At 41.5% G+C, this 19,408-nt stretch carries 20 protein-coding genes; all 20 read right to left on the reverse strand.

Annotated features, from left to right (window positions below; genetic code table 11):
* Window positions 1-109: 109 nt before the first annotated feature.
* The 20 genes from LPAF129_RS06860 to LPAF129_RS06955 all read right to left on the reverse strand — a co-directional run bounded on the left by LPAF129_RS06860 (window position 110) and on the right by LPAF129_RS06955 (window position 19,285).
* Entirely contained in the window at window positions 110-1,177 is a 1,068-nt protein-coding gene (locus LPAF129_RS06860) for a DUF5105 domain-containing protein (protein ID WP_244055437.1), read from the reverse strand.
* Window positions 1,178-1,738: 561 nt separating this feature from the next.
* Window positions 1,739-3,073 (reverse strand): serine hydrolase, encoded by a 1,335-nt coding sequence (locus LPAF129_RS06865; protein WP_244055438.1) that lies wholly within the window; start codon window positions 3,071-3,073, stop codon window positions 1,739-1,741.
* 200 nt (window positions 3,074-3,273) lie between these two features.
* Entirely contained in the window at window positions 3,274-4,482 is a 1,209-nt protein-coding gene (locus LPAF129_RS06870) for a sensor histidine kinase (RefSeq protein ID WP_244055439.1), read from the reverse strand.
* A 25-nt stretch (window positions 4,483-4,507) separates the two neighbouring features.
* Window positions 4,508-5,197, reverse strand: coding sequence for a response regulator transcription factor CroR (croR, locus tag LPAF129_RS06875; protein ID WP_244055440.1), 690 nt, complete (start codon window positions 5,195-5,197; stop codon window positions 4,508-4,510).
* Window positions 5,198-5,582: 385 nt separating this feature from the next.
* Complete coding sequence (locus tag LPAF129_RS06880; RefSeq protein ID WP_244055441.1) at window positions 5,583-6,314, reverse strand: SAM-dependent methyltransferase; 732 nt, start codon at window positions 6,312-6,314, stop codon at window positions 5,583-5,585.
* Entirely contained in the window at window positions 6,314-7,177 is an 864-nt protein-coding gene (locus LPAF129_RS06885; RefSeq protein ID WP_244055442.1) for a glycosyltransferase family 8 protein, read from the reverse strand. The genes LPAF129_RS06880 and LPAF129_RS06885 overlap by 1 nt, the downstream gene beginning before the upstream one ends.
* 210 nt (window positions 7,178-7,387) lie before the next feature.
* On the reverse strand, window positions 7,388-7,987 hold the full coding sequence (locus tag LPAF129_RS06890) for a YveK family protein (protein WP_244055443.1): 600 nt from the start codon (window positions 7,985-7,987) through the stop codon (window positions 7,388-7,390).
* 25 nt (window positions 7,988-8,012) lie between these two features.
* Window positions 8,013-8,606 (reverse strand): YveK family protein, encoded by a 594-nt coding sequence (locus LPAF129_RS06895; RefSeq protein ID WP_244055444.1) that lies wholly within the window; start codon window positions 8,604-8,606, stop codon window positions 8,013-8,015.
* 50 nt (window positions 8,607-8,656) lie between these two features.
* The gene (locus tag LPAF129_RS06900; RefSeq protein ID WP_244055445.1) at window positions 8,657-9,202 is read right to left on the reverse strand and encodes a hypothetical protein; all 546 of its coding nucleotides are present in this window, start codon (window positions 9,200-9,202) and stop codon (window positions 8,657-8,659) included.
* Between the two features lie 439 nt (window positions 9,203-9,641).
* Window positions 9,642-9,905: a YveK family protein gene (locus tag LPAF129_RS06905; protein WP_244055446.1), complete on the reverse strand. Its 264-nt coding sequence runs from the start codon at window positions 9,903-9,905 to the stop codon at window positions 9,642-9,644.
* 25 nt (window positions 9,906-9,930) lie between these two features.
* Window positions 9,931-10,464: a hypothetical protein gene (locus tag LPAF129_RS06910; RefSeq protein WP_244055447.1), complete on the reverse strand. Its 534-nt coding sequence runs from the start codon at window positions 10,462-10,464 to the stop codon at window positions 9,931-9,933.
* Window positions 10,465-10,510: 46 nt separating this feature from the next.
* Window positions 10,511-11,593, reverse strand: a complete 1,083-nt coding sequence (locus LPAF129_RS06915) for a DUF3114 domain-containing protein (RefSeq protein ID WP_244055448.1) — start codon at window positions 11,591-11,593, stop codon at window positions 10,511-10,513.
* 32 nt (window positions 11,594-11,625) lie between these two features.
* Window positions 11,626-11,769: a hypothetical protein gene (locus tag LPAF129_RS06920; RefSeq protein WP_244055449.1), complete on the reverse strand. Its 144-nt coding sequence runs from the start codon at window positions 11,767-11,769 to the stop codon at window positions 11,626-11,628.
* 195 nt (window positions 11,770-11,964) lie between these two features.
* Window positions 11,965-12,618 (reverse strand): ABC transporter permease, encoded by a 654-nt coding sequence (locus LPAF129_RS06925; protein ID WP_244055502.1) that lies wholly within the window; start codon window positions 12,616-12,618, stop codon window positions 11,965-11,967.
* A gap of 2 nt (window positions 12,619-12,620) precedes the next feature.
* Window positions 12,621-13,565, reverse strand: coding sequence for an osmoprotectant ABC transporter substrate-binding protein (locus LPAF129_RS06930; protein ID WP_244055450.1), 945 nt, complete (start codon window positions 13,563-13,565; stop codon window positions 12,621-12,623).
* A 12-nt stretch (window positions 13,566-13,577) separates the two neighbouring features.
* On the reverse strand, window positions 13,578-14,204 hold the full coding sequence (locus LPAF129_RS06935; protein ID WP_244055451.1) for an ABC transporter permease: 627 nt from the start codon (window positions 14,202-14,204) through the stop codon (window positions 13,578-13,580).
* 5 nt (window positions 14,205-14,209) lie between these two features.
* Entirely contained in the window at window positions 14,210-15,412 is a 1,203-nt protein-coding gene (locus LPAF129_RS06940) for a betaine/proline/choline family ABC transporter ATP-binding protein (RefSeq protein ID WP_309296504.1), read from the reverse strand.
* Window positions 15,413-15,666: 254 nt separating this feature from the next.
* Entirely contained in the window at window positions 15,667-16,863 is a 1,197-nt protein-coding gene (locus tag LPAF129_RS06945) for an aminotransferase-like domain-containing protein (RefSeq protein ID WP_244055452.1), read from the reverse strand.
* Window positions 16,864-17,830: 967 nt separating this feature from the next.
* Window positions 17,831-18,190 carry an iron-sulfur cluster biosynthesis family protein gene (locus LPAF129_RS06950; protein ID WP_244055453.1) on the reverse strand — a complete coding sequence of 120 codons (360 nt, stop codon included), beginning with the start codon at window positions 18,188-18,190 and terminating at the stop codon, window positions 17,831-17,833.
* A gap of 138 nt (window positions 18,191-18,328) precedes the next feature.
* Entirely contained in the window at window positions 18,329-19,285 is a 957-nt protein-coding gene (locus tag LPAF129_RS06955) for a Dyp-type peroxidase (RefSeq protein WP_244055454.1), read from the reverse strand.
* Between the last annotated feature and the right edge of the window lie 123 nt (window positions 19,286-19,408).

The following is a 19,408-nucleotide window of genomic DNA, read 5'->3' on the forward strand; positions in this document are numbered from 1 at the left end:
TTTAAAAAATTGAAACTTTGGGGCTTGTTAAAGTGCGCCAAAAATCAAGTCTTTTCTAGAAAGTTTTTAAAATTTATTTATCACCTTCGCTTGACTTAAAACCACATGTCTAATAAGCCTGCCCCATAAATTTATCTCGTACAGATTTGAAACCATAGTCACTCGTGCTGATCCGCCATTTCTTACCATTTTTCACAAGGCGGATCTCAGCTGAGGTTCGTTCTCTGGCTGGAATTTGCTTTAAAACATCCGCAAATTTAGCAACGACCATTTCTTTAGCGGCTCGCTGCACCTGGGTATAGGTCGTCCCTTCTGGGAGTTTGTCTGATTTCAGCAAATTACTTGAGGTCTGTGAGATCACATTGCTGACATTTGACAGATCCATCACGGTCGGTGTGACTTCGACTGTCGCTGCAGTTGGTGTGGCTTCTTTAATTTGATAGCTGACTGATGCTTGTTCTGCATTTGCAGTCTGGAACTGGTCCATCATCTTGTTAGCAGCTTTATCCACGATTGGGCTGTGGAAAACAGTATTTTCAAGATAGGAGCGCATTGTCCGGCGGTAAGAATTCTTTTCGGTCAGTAATTCATTCGTTAATAGTTTTTCATATTGATCGTCTTTGTCAGACTGATTCAAAAAAACACTATCAACATAAGCACTGACTGCGTCTTTCGCTTGGCTTGTATTGTCCTTATACTTGCTGGCATCAATTTTAACTTTCGACTTAGGAACCTCTTTAGCTTTCTTTGAGGTCGGTTTAACTTCTAATGTATACTTGCTCTTCTTATCCACTAAAAAGAGGACATAGCCCGTTGAGTCATCATCTTCATCTAATTCCATTGAACTAATAGTAGAAAACTCATCGCCAGTCCCATAGATCGACACTGGATTTAGCTCATCATCTGATTTAGACTTCAATTTAAAGTTAGAAATACTGGACAAACGCACAGGCGAACCATTGTTTTTCAAGCGCAATTTCAACGCCAAGTACCCTTTACCGCTGCTTGGTTCGTCCTTGTTGTCAGAAATAATGTACTCACCTTTGAGAACTTTCACAGCCGTCCCATTTTTAGGCGCCGCAGGATTCTCTTTAGCTTTCTTTTGTCCACCACATCCAACCAACAAAAAAACACTCAACGCCGTCAACAAAAAAGCGAATAATTTTTTATGATGCATCTTCTTCCACCCTTTCATTTTAAGGAAACAGTTGGGGAAAATCACGACTGATACGTTGGTTATTCAAAGCTATTTTATTGTTTTCATTATAGCATGCGCTTTCATTTTTAATCTTGTAATTAGTCCTGAAAACCTCATCAAATTAGTTTGATAACCTGGAACGCTCACATCAGCTTTGCAAAAACTGAGTCGAGTATTTCATTTGCTGGCCGTACTTTGTCAAACTTGGACCAGCTTTCTCGATTCATGGTCCTACTTTTCCAAAACAGGACCAGCTATCCCGATTCATGGTCCTACTTTCCCAATCTTGGACCGGCTTTCTCGATTCATGGTCCTACTTTCCCAAACTTGGACCGGCTATCTCAATTCATGGCCCTACTTTCCCAATCTTGGACCGGCTATCTCAATTCATGGTCCTACTTTCCCAAACTTGGACCGGCTTTCCCCTTACTCCCAAAATTCCAGCAAATTTCACTCCACCACCAGCAACTAACAAAAGACGCAAAAAAACTGCCGGCTTCCAGCTGATGAAAGTCGACAGTTATTTATGTTCTATTTAAATTAGAATAAACCCTTAAAGGCACGCCAGCCAATCACAAAAATGTTGGCTTTCTTATCTGCTTGACTAGCAACGGCCGGAACCTCAAAGCCTTGGCTGCCATCAACGAAGGTATTGTCCTGACCTTTGATCATCAAGCGGTAAGTCCCCACTTTTTGGCCTTTTTTGATTGGAGCCTGTAAGCCGGACTTCTTGTAAAGTTTCTTGTTACCACTGACCTTGCCAGTAATCGCATCCGCTTCGATGCCCTTTTCTAACCATAAATTAGTGGTTCCAGCCGTCTGAGTAGCGACTGTCTGTTTCTTACCATGGAAGACTGGTAATTCAGAATTCTTCTTGAAGTTCAACCCAGTTTTGACTGGAGTGTAGTTATAGTTATTGTAAACATATGACATTAATTTTTGTGTCTGTTCAAAACGAGAAGTATCCTGGTCGCTGTCATGACGTGCACCCATCACAACTGTGATCAAACGGTGCCCGTCTTTATGGACAGTGGCGGCGAAGTTCGCACCGGCTGCATCAGAAGTCCCAGTTTTCAGTCCGTCAACTGGTAAAGCAGTGTAAGCTTTGGTTAAGCCCTTTAACATCCAGTTCCAGTTTGGCATGTCAGTTTTAGTGTCGCCATTGTCAAACTTAGCTTCTTTCACGCTGGTCGTGTCCAAAACTTCTGGGTAATCTTTTAACAAACGTTGGGATAAAATTGCGACATCAGCAGCTGACATTTTATTTGTCGCTGAATTAGGAGCACCAGGATAGCGATCCTGACCAACATCACCGTTATCTAAACCATTGGCGGTATAAAACTCAGCATCCTTGATGCCCATTTTCTTGGCTTGTGCCCGCATTAGGTCGACAAACTTGGTTTGTGTGCCCCCAATTTGGTCACCCAAGGCCATCGCTGCCCCATTCGCTGAATAAATGACCATCGCTTGATACAAAGATTTGACCGTGTATTCATGATCAGTTTTTAACGGCACATTAGAATAGTTAGTGTTTTGACTGACCTTAACTGCACCTTCAGATGGAGTAATTTTTTGATTCCAGCTCAACTTATTTTCATCAATGGCTTTCAATACCAAATAAATGGTCATCATTTTGCTCATTGAAGCCGTTGGGCGTACCGCACTGGCGTTTTTGGCATACAATACCTGGCCAGTTTTGGCATCGATCGCAATCGCTGCTTTAACATCTAAATTAACATCATTCGTTTTCAAATCATTGATGGTGGCCGCACTCGCCTGCGTTGGTGTCTGCAATGCAGCTGCACCCCCAACAAACAGCGCTGTTCCCGCCAACAACCCCACTAAACTTTTCTTAACTTGACTAAAAATTTTCATGATTTCAATGGTCCCTCTCGCATACTTTATTTTTAAGAAAATTGATCCTTATTAACTTTGGCACAAAGCCCTTGCAATTGCAAGCAGATCCACGTCTTTCTGCCATGGACTTCGTCATTTTTTCGCACCAATTTGGCGCAATTTTTGGCCGCACTAACCACCTTAACACTTGATCTGCCAAAAAAACGGGCGGACCGTGCCTATTTGGCTTCTTGGTCAGCCGCCTGCGTTGCTCGTTTCATTTGTCGCGCTAACTTTTCTGGGATCTTTAACGTTTCACTGTGTTTTAACGGAAAATGCATAATAAATTGGGTCAGCTTTTCATCTGACGTGGCATAAATATAGCCATGGTGGAGCTCCACGATCCCTAAAGCAATCGCCAAACCTAAGCCAGTTCCCCCAGTTTCTTTGGACCGTGACCTTTCCACCCGGTAGAAACGTTCAAAAATCTGCGTCAGTGAACTCTGCGGAATTGGTTCGCCGTCGTTCGCGATCACGACTTGGACTTCACGGTTAGACAGCTGTGTCGACGATAAATAGATATGCTTACCGCCCTGGCCGTATTTCAAGGCGTTGGACACTAAATTATTGAAAACGCGCGCCAGCTTTTCCGGGTCAGCGTCAAACATTAATGGCTCTGCTCCAACATCTACTTGGATCTGCATCCCTTTTTTAGATGCTTCCAACTCAAAGCTGGCACCCAGTTGTTCTAACATCGCGTTTAGATCAATTTGAACCGTCTGCAGTTTGGCATCTGTTTGCCGGACCTTGGTATATTCAAATAAATCATCAACTAACGATTTCATTTGCTTCGACTTTAAAAAGGCCGTGTGCGTGTACTTTAACAGGTCAGCTTCGCTTTGATACTGTTTGTCTTCGATCAAGCCTAAATAACCGATGATCGAAGTCAACGGTGTCCGAATGTCATGACTGACGTTCGTGATCAGTTCATCTTTTGAGCGTTCGATCGCCCGTTCTTCTTCCAGCGAATTGATCGTACTTTCCACTAAGGCATTGACACTTTCAACGACCCGCTGCATTTGTCCCGTTAAAGTAAAGGGAATCCGGTGGTCGAAGTGACCAGAAGCAATGTAGTGCAGTTCTACGATGACGTGCCGTAACTGCATTTGGCGGTAACGACGGATCAAGCGCCAGTACAACACAAAAGCGTCCGCCAACAACATTAAAACAGTAAAGACCCAGCCCCAACTCCATAATTGGAGATGTTGTGGTCCAAATGAGAGTGACATTTTAATTTGAAAGATTCCATTTTCGATGCCAGGGTTAGTATCGATCAATTGATCCATGATCAGAAAAATGGACATATTTAATAATAGTAAGAGGATCACTGTGACGATCCCCTCACCAAAAAGTTCACTTTTTTCCCGACCAGTTAACTGAAATTTCAAATGTTGTCACTCTCCTAGTACAATTCTAGTGGGTTTCAACCTTGTAGCCCACGCCCCAGACAGTTTGCACAACTTTTTCACCGCCGGTTGCTTCTTCAATTTTATCCCGCAAATGGCTCACATGAACCATTACCGTTTTAGCTGAGACCACTGATTCTTGTTTCCAGACCCGTTCAAAGATCTCATCCGCAGAAAAGACGCGGTTCGGGTGACTAGCCAACAAGTACAGGATGCCAAACTCGAGTGCAGTCAGTGAAACTGAGCTGCCATCGACAGTCAACACCTCATGCGAATCTTTTTTGATGATCAATGGTCCGACCTCTAATTGGTCAGGTTCTTCATTTTGGACCTGATGCTGGGAACGGCGTAACAATGACTTGACCCGTGCCATAACTTCCAAGGGATTAAATGGCTTAGTCACATAATCATCTGCACCTTGAATTAGGCCGTGGATCTTATCGATATCATCTGTCTTAGCCGATAACATTAAGATCGGGATCTGTGAGTCGCGCCGGACTTCCTTGACAACTTCCAGACCATCGACTTGCGGCATCATAATATCCAAGATCATGAGATCAATGTTGGGGTTGGTATTTAATTTAGTCAAGGCTTCCTTGCCGTTATAGGCTTTTTCAACTTCGTAACCTTCATTTTGAATGTAAATACTTAACAACTCAACGATATCCTTATCATCATCAACTACTAAAATTTTCATGTTTTTTTCTCCTCATATTTCATGTCCGCGTGTGTGCTTGATCAAACCATCGCTGCATGCATAATAGCTTTTTTCTCCGTAAACTGCCTATTTAAGAAAGCATCGAACTTCCAGCAGTTCACCGGTTCTTAACCTTTGTACTAATTCAACGATCCTGCACTAACACCGAACGTTTTTAGTGTGCTTATAATATTATTATTTTGCAAGCTATTATTTATAGTTAATTGTACCAAATTCTACTTCCATCGTACCTAAAGAATTCTTTAAATTCAATTCAAACGCTTTCTTAATTTTCAGCCAGGCTTTTTTTAAACAAGCAGTTTGGCTCTTTTAAATCAACTTGCTGTAGAAAAAAAGCTCACCCCGATTTTGGGTCAGCTTTCTGTTAGTGAACGATAAAAACTTGATCATTGATAAAATCAAATTGTTGGTGCTGGCGATTTAGGACGGGGATTACTTGATAATCAGCCATGTGCCAAAAGCGGGCTGAATTCGTAGCACCATTTGCTTCACCAATCACCAAAAATTCGCCGGACCACTGCTGGTCCCGTAGAAACTGCAAAATTTCTGCATCGAGCTCTACCCCATCGGGAGACCATTCTAAAATAAAGACGGCAGTTGTTTGATAGTACTTTTTGACTGCCGCTAAGGCATCTAACTGTTCAATAGTAGTCCATGGCTGCGGCTGGGTAATATCTTGTCCCTGCCAATCCAGATTATCCGTCGCATGCACTGTTTGAATTTGACTAGCCAATAAGCCATTGCCTGCCATCAATTGAACTGTTGGCCGGTCACCTAAATACGTCGCGAGGTCTTCTACCCACGGCTGAGAAAAGAGATGCCAGACTCCAAAGTTTTCGATCACACATTCTCGTAAGTCATTCAAGCGGCTTTCGACCGTCAAAATATCTGGGTGACTTTCCAGTAGATCAAAGGTCAAATCGACGGGAAATTCCAACGGCGGCAACGGTTGAGCTGGAAGCTGGCGGTGTTGATAAGCCAAGACTGTTTCTTTGACCGCCTGGATTTTAGCCGTGATCTGTGGAAAATCCTGGTATTCAGTCAGGGCAGCAGTTAAACTCGCCAAATAGTTCGCGCTAGTTAATTGTTCGTCCATTAGGACTGTCCTTCTTCACTTAGACTCGCAGCTTCAACAACTGGTTCTTCCCAGAATTTCAAAGCCTGGTGTGCATAGTGGCGGTATAAGGCAGCATATCGGCCAAAGTAGCCTGTTTTCCACGGTTTGTCACGCCCACAGAAATGTAAGATTCCCGTATGGCTAATGATCCAGTTCAAATCCCATTCACCCATACTCCGCGCTTCATAGAGGTGGTTTTTACGGGCATCAAAGTTCCACAGCTCGTCTGGCAGCGCCAAAATTTCGTGTCCATATAAACCGTTCAAAATATCTTGGTCCGGCAACAAGAGGTTAAACTTATTGTTTTCGATGAACGCGAAAATATCTTTCGGGTCGACCCTGCGTCGAATTTCAGTTAAATTCATCAATAAAACACCGGAATTATAATAAGCGTCGGCCTCTTCATTGCCTAAACGGACTTTATTGACCACATCCGTCACGTTGGTCAAACCGCTATGGCTGCAAGCGGCATACAAATACCCGTCAAGGTTGGTCTCATAAAGTGGTGTGATGTCATTGATGCATAATAGATCTGCATCGAGGTACAAAATCTTGTCCAACGTTTCCGGCAAGTACTTATGCGCCAACAAGCGGTAATAAATTGTTTGCGGATACCGGCCAGTAACTTTCGCGTCGGCAAACTCATTACCAGTGACAACCAGGGGGACATATTCGACTTGCTTGTTTTGACAAAATTGTTCAATTTTTTCCGTTTGTTCTAAGGGTTGTTCTTGGATCACATAAACTCGCACCCAGTCAGGCTGAGAATTTTGCAAAATAGAATAAACCACTGTTAACATTTGGTCAACAAAACCGTCGTTGACCGCAAACAATAAATTCATGAAAAAGACCTCACCTATTCATCAGTATTTTTGTTGCAATCTTTGCCAACATTATAACACAGGGCGGAGTGAAACGTTCAGTCAGCAAACACCCTCCAAGCCCGGCTAGACACTGGGTGGAGGGTGACAATTAATTTATTCTTTCCCACGACTATTTCCAGCAGCAAGTATTGGTTCAACAATTCAAACTGATTTAGTCTGCTTCTACTACTATTCTTGTTGGTGTGACTGCTTTTTATGGTAGCGTTGAATAAATTCCTTTTCGGTAGTTGGAATGTTTATTTTTGCTGGTTTCAGACGAATAGAAACATATTTTTTCTTAATCGACAAGTACGTATCCAGCCGTTTGCTTTTATAGTAATAAAGGCCATGTTTTTTAAACATCTGACCTTCTTCAAATGGTGACGTAGCCTGATTTAAAGGAATTTTAGCATTCTTTTTTGAATACATGCCCTTCTCAAACGCTTGGTAGTTATCAAACCACAATCGGGTTCTAGTAATATTTTTTCCTAGAATAAGAACACCTTGTGAGCGAGTATAGCTACCCTGAATAAAATCAATTTTAAAACCCTGATTGTAATCATCTTCAAGATTTAATTGCGGAATGGTAACATAATGTGAACCATCTACTATTCTAAAATATGATGGTGGGTCTGGAGAAATTCTTTTGTTTTCATAAGTGTAGGTCTGGTTGTAGTTAATTTTTGTAACACCATTTGCTTGCCAAAGTAAAAAGCTACCTACAGCTACCAATAATCCCAAGAAAGTTATTGTCAAAACGAGCCATTTTCTCTTTTTGATATTGATCACCAACTCTCTAAATTATTACACAAAATTATTCTTGTTGGTGCCCTTGCTTTTTATGATAACGTTGAATAAATTCTTTCTTAGTGGTTGGAAGATTGATTTTTGCTGGTTTCAGACGGATAGAAACATACTTTTTCTTAATTGAATCGTACGTATTTAACCTTTTACTTTTATAGTAATAAAGACCATGCTTTTTAATCAGTTCGCCTTCTTCAAAGGGTGCCATTGCTCTAGTTAAAGGAATTTTAACCTTCTCTTTTGAATACATGCCCTTCTCAAACGCTTGATAGTTATCAAACCACAAGCGAGTACTAGTAATATGCTTGCCCAGAACAAGAACACCTTTTGAGTAAGTATATCTACCCTGAACAAATTCAACTCCAAAAGCTTGGTTGTAATCATCATCAAGATTTAACCGCGGTATAGCAACATAATGTGAACTATCCACTACTCTAAGATACGATGGCGGCCCTGTATTTATTTTCTTTGCCTTATAAGTGTACGTTTGGTTGTAGTCAATTTTTGAAACATCATTTGCCTTCCAAACTAAAAAGCTACCAACAGCTACCAATAATCCCAAGAAAGTTATTATCAAAACAAGCCACTTTCTTTTTTTGATCACGACCACCTACTTCCCCAAGTTATTAAATCTTACCCTTTGATCTCATAAAGTCATTCTTGTTGGTGCCCTTGCTTTTTATGATAACGTTGAATAAATTCTTTTTCAGTAGTTGGAATGTTAAATTTAGTTCTTTTCAATTTGAAATTATTCCTTTTATAACGATCTGTTTTACCAGAATTATAAATTCTAATTATATGTTTATAAACAAAGGACAGACGTTCTTTGCTAATGGTACCACTCGCAAAAGTTAGATATTTATTTTCAGCGTTTATTTTACCGCGTTGTATCGTGTATTTACCTGCTTCAAAGTTCTCATAATTATCAAACCATAAATTAGTTACTTTTCCTTTTTTTTCAAATTTATAAACATCTTCACGCTTACGGTATGTTCCTTGAATAAAGTCAACCCCGAATGCCTGATTGCAATCATTTTCTAAATTTAATTCTGGAATTGCCAAATAATGACTTTCATCCAGAAACACAATATATGATGGCGGAGCTCCCGTAGTACGTTTAGCATTAAAAGTATAGGTTTGATTATAATTAATTTCTGTAACACTATTTTGCTTCCAAGATATAAAGCCTACCATAGCCACTAGTGCTAGCAAAAAAAGTTATCATGATCGTTACTCGTTTTCTCTTCTTAATAGCGGCCACCTACTCCCCAAGTTATTAAACCTTACTCTTTGATCTCATAAAGTCATTCTTGTTGCTGACCTTGCTTTTTATGGTAGCGCTGAATAAATTCTTTTTCAGTAGTTGGAAGATTGATTTTTGCTGGTTTCAGACGGATAGAAACATACTTTTTTTAATAGAATCGTACGTATTTAGCCTTTTACTTTTATAATAATAAAGGCCATGTTTTTTAATTAGTTGTCCTTCTTCAAAAGGCACCATAGTCTTAGCTAAAGGAATTTTAACCTTCTTTTTTGAATACACCCCATCTTCAAAATATTCGTATCTATTAAACCATAGACGGGTTCTAGTAACATTTTTTCCAAGAATAATAGTATTTTTCGATCGAGTGTAGTTGCCCTAAATAAAATCAATTTCAAAACCTTGATTATAATCATCTTCAAGATTTAATTGTGGGATGGCAACATAATGTGAACTATCCACTATTCTAAAATATGATGGCGGCCCTGTATTTATTTTCTTTGCCTTATAAGTGTACGTTTGGTTGTAGTCAATTTTTGAAACACCATTTGCCTTCCAAACTAAAAAGCTACCAACAGCTACCAATAATCCCAAGAAAGTTAGTGTCAAAACGATCCACTTTCTTTTTTTGATATTGATCACCAACTCTCTAAATTATTACACAAAATTATTCTTGTTGATGTGCTTGCTTTTTGTGGTAGCGTTGAATAAATTCTGCTTCGGTGGTGGGAAGATTGATCTTAGACTTTTTAAGTTTCATTAAAACAGGTCTTTTCTTTCTCAGATACGTATTAATTTTCCAACTTTTATAATAAAACGTCCCCTTTCTTTTTTTTAACAAACCTTCTTCAAATGGTAATTCAACTTTAGTTATAGTCCTCTTAGTATTGCTTGTCTTAGAGTATTTTCCTGCTTTAAAATCGTCATAGCTATTAAACCATAAATTAGTTTTGGTTATATTCTTTCCTAGAACGAAAATATTATGGGACTCCCTATATCTACCTTGAATAAGGATAATACTAAATCCTTGATTATAATCATCTTTGAGTTCTAAGTTAGGAATCGCTATATAGTGAGTATCGTCGATTATTTTAATGTATGAAGGTGGATCAGGACTAACGCTGTGTACATTATAGGTATAGGTTTGATTGTAATGTATTCTGGGAATACTCCTTGCTTTATATACTACAAAAAATGCCAAAGAGAGTAGCAAAAAAATTATCATGATTGTTACTCGTTTTCTCTTCTTAATAGCGGCCACCTACTCCCCAAGTAATTAAAAAGTTGTCTAAGGACGGCAATGTTCTACGTTGTGGTATACCTTTGTAAAATTTTTGTTTCAGTCTATCTGCATTTTCTTTGGAAGATATACCTTTAATTCCATATTGATAATTTTTCTTATATTTTTCTTTTGAAGGTGCAGCGTATTTACTAACTGCAATAATTTGCTTGCGCCACTTTGGATCACTATCCCCATAATTAACATCCAACCTAGCATGTTTATCATCGTTTTGATTAGCATAGTTGAAACTAGCTCCGTTAATAACACCATTTTTAGTCACACCCTCGGGGTCAATTTCATTTTGAAATCTACCCTCACTGTTGATAATAAATTCCGTATGAAATCCTATTACTACTTTAAAATTACCATCCGCATACCCTTCAGGATACGGGCCAGCGCCTTCCGATGCTTTTTTCTGATGTAACCGATCCGATTCTCGTAAACTATAATCTATGCCCTCGGTCTTACCCGCCAAGTACTGGGCTAATTTTTCCTGATCTGTCTTTCCCTGATAGTTATCCCTAATATATTGGGCTTGCTGTGCAGAAATCACGTAGCGGAAATTATGAATTCGTTCCCCTAACTGATCATCGCCTAATGTTGTCTGTTCTGGATAAGCCGTTTGAACAGTTTGTGCTAAACTATCCCAGAAATCATCATCTGGGGCTAAATGTTTGTCAAACCGGCCTAACATTTTTTGAACTTCTTTTTTATCTCGGTGCATACTTTCAGGAAGCTTACCCATCACTTGAATCAGATTTAAGAGTAGCGTTACTTTAGCTCGTGCAGCCTTCGGATTATTTTCTGTTTTCCAAGCTTGCCACATCCCATCAAAAACTTTGCTGCCAGCAACTTTAGTCTGCGCATAAATTTGAGTTAGATGCTTATGCTTAGCTTGCGGATGAGCATTTAGATACTTGATATAGCTTAGCAAGCTTTCCTCGGACCAACCACGCTTCTTTAACGCATCAATCTGTTGTTGAACCTGCTGCCGATATTGTTTTCGTTGTTCTGGTGACAAACCAGCCGGATATTCCAGTTTCTTCATCTCAGGATTTTTCCGTTCTTCTACATACTTGTTTAATTCAGCCAGCTACTTTGCATCATTACATTCTTAGTTATTTTTTGTTTTTTTATTGTATCTTTACGCATAAATTGTTGGACATGTTTTTGTGCAATCTCTAAATTAGAGGCAATTTTAGCCACTTGATCATCTTCTTTCAAATAGATGTAGCTCCACTTTTATACAACTAGCATACCGTAAAAGATTATCTTTTAATAACAATTTGCTTACACACATGGAACTGGCTGCTCACAGCTAATAAATTAAAAAACGCCCAATCCCCTCTAAATTCAGGAATTGGGCGTTGATGTTTTTAAAAATATCACGTTCTATTTAACTGGCAGTCAAAGCTCGTGCTACATCCCATGCGGCTGGAGTTTGCGTTCGGCCCAACCTAACAGTAAGTCAGCGATAATGGCCATTAACGCCGTTGGCAAGGCACCCGCTAAAATAATGGCACCGCCGTCTGTCGCATTCGTTCCCCGGATAATAATGTCACCGAGACCGCCGGCACCGACAAAGGCCCCAATCGCAACGTTCCCGATTGCAACAACCAGGGCATTTCTGACCCCAGCCATGATCACTGAAACAGATAAGGGCAACTCAACTAAAAAGAGCTGCTGCATCCTGGTCATGCCCATCCCCTGGGCAGTATCGATCACGGCGCGATTGACATTATTCATCCCAGTATAAGTGTTTTTGACGATGGGTAAGATCGAATACAAGAAGACTGTCACGATCACAGTATTCACACCCAAGCCCAATGCCAGCATTAAGATCGACAACATCGCTAGTGATGGTATGGTTTGAATCACGTTGGCGATTCCGATCGTCGTTGCGCTCAACTTTTTATAACGGGCAATCAAGATTCCCAGTGGGATCCCAACCACCGCAGCCAATAAGACGCCGTAAATTGCAATTAAAAAGTGGCGGCTAAATTGTTCGAGGACATAGGAACCGTTATGCGTCATATAGTACCAAAATTGTTGCCATAAGCCCATTTCACTCATCATCAATTCCCTCCTCTAAAGTAATTATGCTTCTCCAAAAATTGGCGCGCAGCCACAGACGGTTCCAGCAAGTTGTTATCAACCTGATAGTTCAACGTCTGCATGGCCTGCAGATCAATTTTACCGTCTAAACGGTGCAATAATTTTGCCAGATCCGGATGTTGTTTCAAATACTTGCCGTTCACGACTAACGAACAATCATATGGTGGGAAGAAATGTTTGTCATCTTCCAAAACTTTCAGGTGATAACTCTTGATCCGTCCGTCAGTTGAATAGCCTAAGACTGCTTTCATCTTACCTTGTTCAACAGCACTATAAACTAGTCCTAGCTGCATCGGATAGACCCGCTGAAAATTAAATCCATACGCACTGGCAAATTCTTTATAGCCATCGCCTTTGCGGTTCATCCAGGAACTATCGACTCCGGCCTTCATTTCCTTGGCATGTGCCTGCATATCCGAAACTTTATTCAAATGATATTTTTTCGCGGTTTCTTGAGTGACCATAAAAGCATAGGTGTCAGCAAAACCCATCGTAGGGTAGCGAACTTGACCGTACCGTTTTTTGAGTTCCGAGTTAACGATCCGGGTTGCTTTTTGCGGATTTTTTTCTGGCGGTAATTGTAAGGTCCCAGTCAAATCAGTTCCGGTATAGCTTGTCGCCATAATATCAGCATCATCGCGTTGCAGCGCTGCTTGTGACACTGACGAGGACCCTAAGTTGTTCACAAGTGAAGTGTTGTAGTCGGTTTCGTGTGTGATCAATTCTGAAATAATATTGGCAATAATTTGCGATTCGGTTGAAGTTACCGATGCGATCCGGACTGTCTTGTCCGACTTACCCGTCCCGCTTAAACCAGGAAAGGAACAGCCGCCAACAAAGACCAGTAACGCACACAAACTCAACAACATTATTTTTCTGTAGTGTTTCCATGAATTTTGTAACATTTTGCGTCCCTCCTATCGCTGTGAAATCGGAGTCAAGTGATACTCCAATTTGCCTAAGAGGTAATCAACGATCAAAGCCAAGATCGTGACAGGGATAGTCCCGCCAATGATCAAGTCCGGCTGATAGAGGTTCAAACCATTAAAGATAAAGTCCCCTAAACCACCGGCCCCGATGTAAGAAGCCAAGGTAGCCCACGCCACGACGTAGACGGCTGACAACCGGATCCCGGCCATGATAACTTGCATCGCCATTGGCAACTCGACTTGCCAGATCGACTGGAAAGTCGTCATGCCCATCCCTTGTGCACTATCTTTTAACACGGGGTCAACCTCGTTCATCCCGATATAGGTATTCCGTAAGATCGGCAGGAGCGAGTAGATAAACAAAGCAACGATCGCCGGTACTTTACCAATGCCAAAGATGGGGATCATCAAGGCGAGTAAAGCGAGCGATGGGACAGTTTGCAACATGCTGGCAAGCCCAACGATCACTTTGGCGGTTTTTGGAAAACGAGTCAACAAGATCCCCAGCGGTACCGCCACTAAGACACCTAAGAATAAGGCAATGGCGGAAATGTAGAGCTGTTCCCAAGTCTTAGTCACCAGTTCACTGCCATATTGATGTAAGAAAGCTAACATTTCGCTCACTTCCCTTCATGGACAGCGGCAGGTGCGGTAGTTTCTCCTTCTTGATCTGCGGCTGTTTCGTCAGCAGTACCTTCGCCCCAGATCGTGTCATAGACAACATCGACCATGGTAGTCCGGGTCACGATCCCCAGTAATTTTTGCTTATCATCTACGACCGGCAAATACTTGAAGTCACGGTTTAACATCTTCCGCACAGTTTTGCGCACTAGAGTATCTTTTTGCAGCGTCGGCATATCCGTGCTCAATAAGTCAGAGACACTCGTTGCCCGTTTGTAATGACTGGTGATCGTATCAATATCAACGTAGCCTTTAAAGAAGCCGTGACCATCGACGACCAGCAAGGTATCGACCCGCCGTTGCCGCATCAATTTGATAGCTTCAGGGATCGAACGTTCCATCGTGATCGTGACTGGATCCGTCAACATGATCTGGTCAACTGTTGATAACTCTGCCCGAGCCTGACTGAGCCGCTCTTCACCTAAGAAATTACGCACAAAATCATTGGCCGGGTGCTGCAAAATTTCTTCTGGCGCCCCGTGCTGCACAATATGACCATTATCTAAAATCACGACCTGAGTCGCCAAGCGCAAAGCCTCATCAATATCATGGGTCACGAAGATGATCGTTTTGTTCAAACGTTTCTGCAAATCGCTGACCAAATCTTGGAGCGACTCACGAGTAATTGGATCTAGCGCACCAAATGGTTCATCCATCAAAATCAAATCTTGGTTAGCGGCCAAAGCCCGAATAACGCCGACCCGCTGTTGCTGCCCCCCAGACAATTGGGAAGGATAGCGTGTCAAAAATTCTTCCGGCAACTCCACTTCTTGGCAGAGCTTTTTAGCTTGCGCCCGCTTCTTTTCATCGGACCATTTCAGCAGCCGTGGAACTAGCGTAATGTTATCGTAAATCGTCATATGCGGCATCAGCCCAATGTTTTGGATCACATACCCAATTTGGCGACGTAAGGCCACGGGGTCGATCTTTTTAATATTCTTACCATTAAATAAGATCTCCCCAGAAGTAGCATCATGCATCCGATTGACCATCCGCATTAAGGTCGTTTTCCCCGACCCGGAAGTCCCGATCATACAGACAAATTCACCCTTGTTAATGGTTAAATTGACGTCTTCTACACCAACGGTTCCCCCGTGATAAACCTTTTTAACATCTTTAAAAGCTAGAATAGGTTCTTCCATCCTGTTTTCCTCCTAACTTTGTAACAACTCTCACTAAAACTTTAGCACAAAAAAGCAATTTTTTTAAATGATATGAATTTCATCATCGCAAAAGTCCATCAATTAAAACTGATTAACCGCTTACATTTGATTGGTTAGACAGTCATCATTGCGGCTTAAATCAGCCTAAAAATTTGTGATAAAAAAAGCAAGGGAATTTTTCCCCTGCTTGTTGTTGGTTATTTAGTTGGGTTCCGTGAAACAGGAGATTCCGCTTATCCCACTTTCAGGCATAATTCTGAACTTGCATTTCTAATTCGCTGAGCCAATAAGCGGCAACCCTTGTCAATTTCTTCTTCAGTTACGCCCGTGAAATTCAAGCGCATTTGATTAGCCTGTCTTGAAGTTTCATATAATTGCGAGCTCTCGATAAAGGATACTGGACAATCTGCGGTCAATAAGCTCTTGGCTGTCAAATTTTCTGGTAGGGTCAGCCAAATGAAAAAGCCGCCTTCTGGTTTAGAAAAACTACAATTTTGCGGTAAATAACGGGTTAAAGCTTCTTGCATCGCCGTATTTCGTTTGCTATAAACGGAACAGATCTCTGCAATGTGTTCCGCCAGCTGATTTTCTTCTAGATACTGATCGATCATTTGTAAGACGACATTCGATGACTGGAAATCACTCGCTGAGCGTAAACCATTCACTAGCGCTAATATATTCTGGTCAGCAACCATCCACCCTACTCGCAAGGCTGGGGATAAAATTTTAGAAAAGCTGCCCAGTAAAACGACATTACCGCTGCGATCAAACGACTTGATTGGCGGCAAACTTTCACCAGAATAACGTAATTCACGGTAAGGATCGTCTTCGATCACTAAGAAATTATATTGAGCGGCTAATTGTGCCATACGTTGCCGTTTTTCTAACGACATGCAAACCCCTGTCGGATTCTGGAAAGTCGGAATGGTATACACGAGCTTAACTGGGTGTTTTTTAACAATAGCTTCTAATTGGTCTAAATCAGGACCATCATTTTGCATCTGCATTTCATAAAAGGTCGGCTGCCGGCTTTCAAAGGCCTGCAAGGCTCCAATGTAACTTGGACCCTCAACTACCACACCATCGCCAATATCTAAAAATAGATCTGCCAACAAACTAATTCCCTGTTGGGCACCCTGCGTTAAAAATAATTGGTCTACGGTCACATCGCTGACACCTGTGTGACGAACAAAGTCGGCAATTTTTTGGCGTAAAGGAGCGTACCCTTCGACTGAGGCGTATTGATACAAATTCAAGTCGCTAGCTTGCGATCTATGTACAAACGCTTTTTCCAACTCTTCTCGTGGGAATAATTCCTTAGCTGGATAACCCGCGGCAAATGAGATCACCTGTTGTTGATTGCTTAGTGCTAATAATTCGTCCATGGCTGAAGAATCTTGTGAGATTCGTTGTGAGATCTGTGGTAACATCTGCTTCTCCTCCTTGCGTAAATTTCCCTTCATCAATTAAGTTAGATTAAGAATACTATTTAATTATCGTTTAGTAAAATTCAACTTTTTCAGTTTAAGATGAATTAAATTCACTTTAAGTCGTAAAAGGCGCCACTCCGTTGTTAATTATGGTTCCTTAGGGACAACTTTGGCCAAGATGGAGTAGTGTTTTCTGATTGATGCCGTACTTTGCAAAAATAGAACCGGCTATCCCAATTGCTGGTCCTACTCTAGCAAAACAGAACCGGCTATCCTTATTGATGGTCCTACTCTGGCAAAACAGAACCGGCTATCCTCATTGCTAACCCTACTTTGCCAATCTTAGGGGAGCTTTTCCATTTGCTAACCCTGTTTTCCCAAACTTAGGGGAGCTTTCTCGATTGCTAACCCTGTTTTGTCAAACTTGGGGGAGCTATTTCAATTGCGAACCCTGTTTTGTCAAACTTGGGGGAACTTTCTCATTTGCTAACCCTGTTTTCCCAAACTTAGGGGAGCTTTCTCGATTGCTAACCCTGTTTTCCCAAACTTGGGGGAGCTATTTCGATTGCTAACCCTGTTTTGTCAAACTTGGGGGAGCTTTCCCAATTGCTAACCCTGTTTCGTCTAACTTGGGGGAGCTATTTCGATTGCTAACCCTGTTTTGTCAAACTTAGGGGAGCTATTTCGATTGCGAACCCTGTTTTGCCAAACTTGGGGGAGCTTTCTCATTTGCTAACCCTATTCCCCCAAAACAACGGCCGCATTCCCATTTGCTAACCCTGTTTCCCCAAAACAACGGCCGCATTCCCATTTGCTAACCCTGTTTCCCCAAAACAACGGCCGCATTCCCATTTGCTAACCTTGTTCCCCCAAAACAACGACCGTATTCACATTTTTCCCACACAAAAACCGCCCGTCTCCACCAGCCTGCTAGCTATGTGTTGACGAACGGTCTTCAATATTATTTTTAAGCTTCGGTAGAAAGGTCCTCGACCGTAACCATACCAGTTAATTCACCACTGTTACTGCCGCGAAGACTTAACATTTTGTTGGTAGGGTTGATCACTAACCGCATCTTAGGGTCCATATACATTTCACTGTAACCCTTGTATCTAAAGTCACCCATATTAGAGCTTAAACTCTTATTGTAATCCTTTTGTTCAGCACCCTTAGAAACTGCGATAATTCTAAAAACTGAAGCTAAAGTACATGTTCCGACATTGGATAAGGCACCGACCCCATCGTCAAAATCTAACAAGAGATCCTTACCTTCATCTACATATTTTTGTAACTTTTCTTGTGCCTGTGGTTCAACAGTTAACTCCATCGTCAATTCCCCTTTCATCTTACGGAACAATAAAACTCAGTTAAAAAGTCAATCTTTAAGTTTCTGGCTGAGTTTCACTGCTCAACTAACTCTTAGTTTCTATTTTACTAATTATTTGTAAGTATGCAAGTATAATGCTTATAGCTCACCGTCAGCGATGGCCTCTAAGGTTGGCCGCGATGGAATAAAGAAGAGTTGTCCCGTCAAAAGTGTCGAGAACGTCAACAAGAAGTCTGACATGTCAAGCATTTGCTGGCACATCGTTTTCGTAACTTCCCAGTGGCGGGCATAGCCAATAAAGTACGTGCCAGTTTTACCTGAAGCTGGTTCAGAGAACGGAACATTCATCCGGACGATTTTTTGTTCTTCGCCATCGATCTCCACATTAGAACTCAAATTGTGGGCGTTTGGCAACTTATCTTCATCTTCCAGTTCTAAGTCAGTAAACTTTTCACGACCAACTGCTCTTTCTTGGTGCTCCGTCTTCATTTTGTTCCAAAAGTCCATGTCATGCAGCCACTTTTGGGCAAAAGCATAAGAACCGTTGATGTAATCAGGATCTTCATCACCAATCAAGGCATAATCAGCAGCGTCTTCGATTTGTGGTGCTTCGGTCCCATCAACAAAGCCAATAATTGCTCGGCCTTCAAAATAACGGAAACCCTTTGTTTCATCCACGACTTCGGCAATATCGCCTAAGAAACGCATAAATTGCGTTTGTGCTTCGTAAACGACTGCTTCGTTGTTCGCACGCAAATGGAAGAATAAGTCGCCGCCAGTCGCAGGCATCTCGTATTTTGGTCCCTTTAAGCCAGTGAATTCTTCTAATTCATGCGGCTTAGGGGCATCTGGAAATAAGTAGTCAAAAGCGCCATAGCTAAAGCCAAAACTAGCCTTTAATGACGATTCGCCCGTTTTGGGGTCAGCGTCTCTGATTTTCAAAGAGCGCAAGATCGCAGTGTAACGGTCGGCAAATTCTTGGATTGCTTCCCGGTCGGCCTGCTGGTCTGCTCGCTTTAATCTCAAAACCGTAAATTGGACATGTTCGCCCACGTCTTTCCAAACATCTTGGGCTAAATTAGGATTAACACTCATGATGGAACCTCCTGCAAGTTTGGCATGGTTAATAGTGATCAACCAGTGCACTTTGATTTTAATTACACTACATATTCTAGTGGTGTGCGCCGTAAATTTCAAGCTAAATCCCTTTTAAAAATG

This window comes from Ligilactobacillus pabuli (genome assembly GCF_022836475.1).
GTDB classification, from domain to species: Bacteria; Bacillota; Bacilli; order Lactobacillales; family Lactobacillaceae; genus Ligilactobacillus; species Ligilactobacillus pabuli.

Coding starts and splice junctions, on each gene's coding strand:
- LPAF129_RS06860 (WP_244055437.1), bottom strand. CDS start 1,177: ATGCATCATAAAAAATTATTCGCTTTTTTGTTGACGGCGTTGAGTGTT.
- LPAF129_RS06865 (WP_244055438.1), bottom strand. CDS start 3,073: ATGAAAATTTTTAGTCAAGTTAAGAAAAGTTTAGTGGGGTTGTTGGCG.
- croR (WP_244055440.1), bottom strand. CDS start 5,197: ATGAAAATTTTAGTAGTTGATGATGATAAGGATATCGTTGAGTTGTTA.
- LPAF129_RS06880 (WP_244055441.1), bottom strand. CDS start 6,314: ATGGACGAACAATTAACTAGCGCGAACTATTTGGCGAGTTTAACTGCT.
- LPAF129_RS06885 (WP_244055442.1), bottom strand. CDS start 7,177: ATGAATTTATTGTTTGCGGTCAACGACGGTTTTGTTGACCAAATGTTA.
- LPAF129_RS06915 (WP_244055448.1), bottom strand. CDS start 11,593: ATGAAGAAACTGGAATATCCGGCTGGTTTGTCACCAGAACAACGAAAA.
- LPAF129_RS06925 (WP_244055502.1), bottom strand. CDS start 12,618: ATGAGTGAAATGGGCTTATGGCAACAATTTTGGTACTATATGACGCAT.
- LPAF129_RS06930 (WP_244055450.1), bottom strand. CDS start 13,565: ATGTTACAAAATTCATGGAAACACTACAGAAAAATAATGTTGTTGAGT.
- LPAF129_RS06935 (WP_244055451.1), bottom strand. CDS start 14,204: ATGTTAGCTTTCTTACATCAATATGGCAGTGAACTGGTGACTAAGACT.
- LPAF129_RS06940 (WP_309296504.1), bottom strand. CDS start 15,412: ATGGAAGAACCTATTCTAGCTTTTAAAGATGTTAAAAAGGTTTATCAC.
- LPAF129_RS06945 (WP_244055452.1), bottom strand. CDS start 16,863: ATGTTACCACAGATCTCACAACGAATCTCACAAGATTCTTCAGCCATG.
- LPAF129_RS06950 (WP_244055453.1), bottom strand. CDS start 18,190: ATGGAGTTAACTGTTGAACCACAGGCACAAGAAAAGTTACAAAAATAT.
- LPAF129_RS06955 (WP_244055454.1), bottom strand. CDS start 19,285: ATGAGTGTTAATCCTAATTTAGCCCAAGATGTTTGGAAAGACGTGGGC.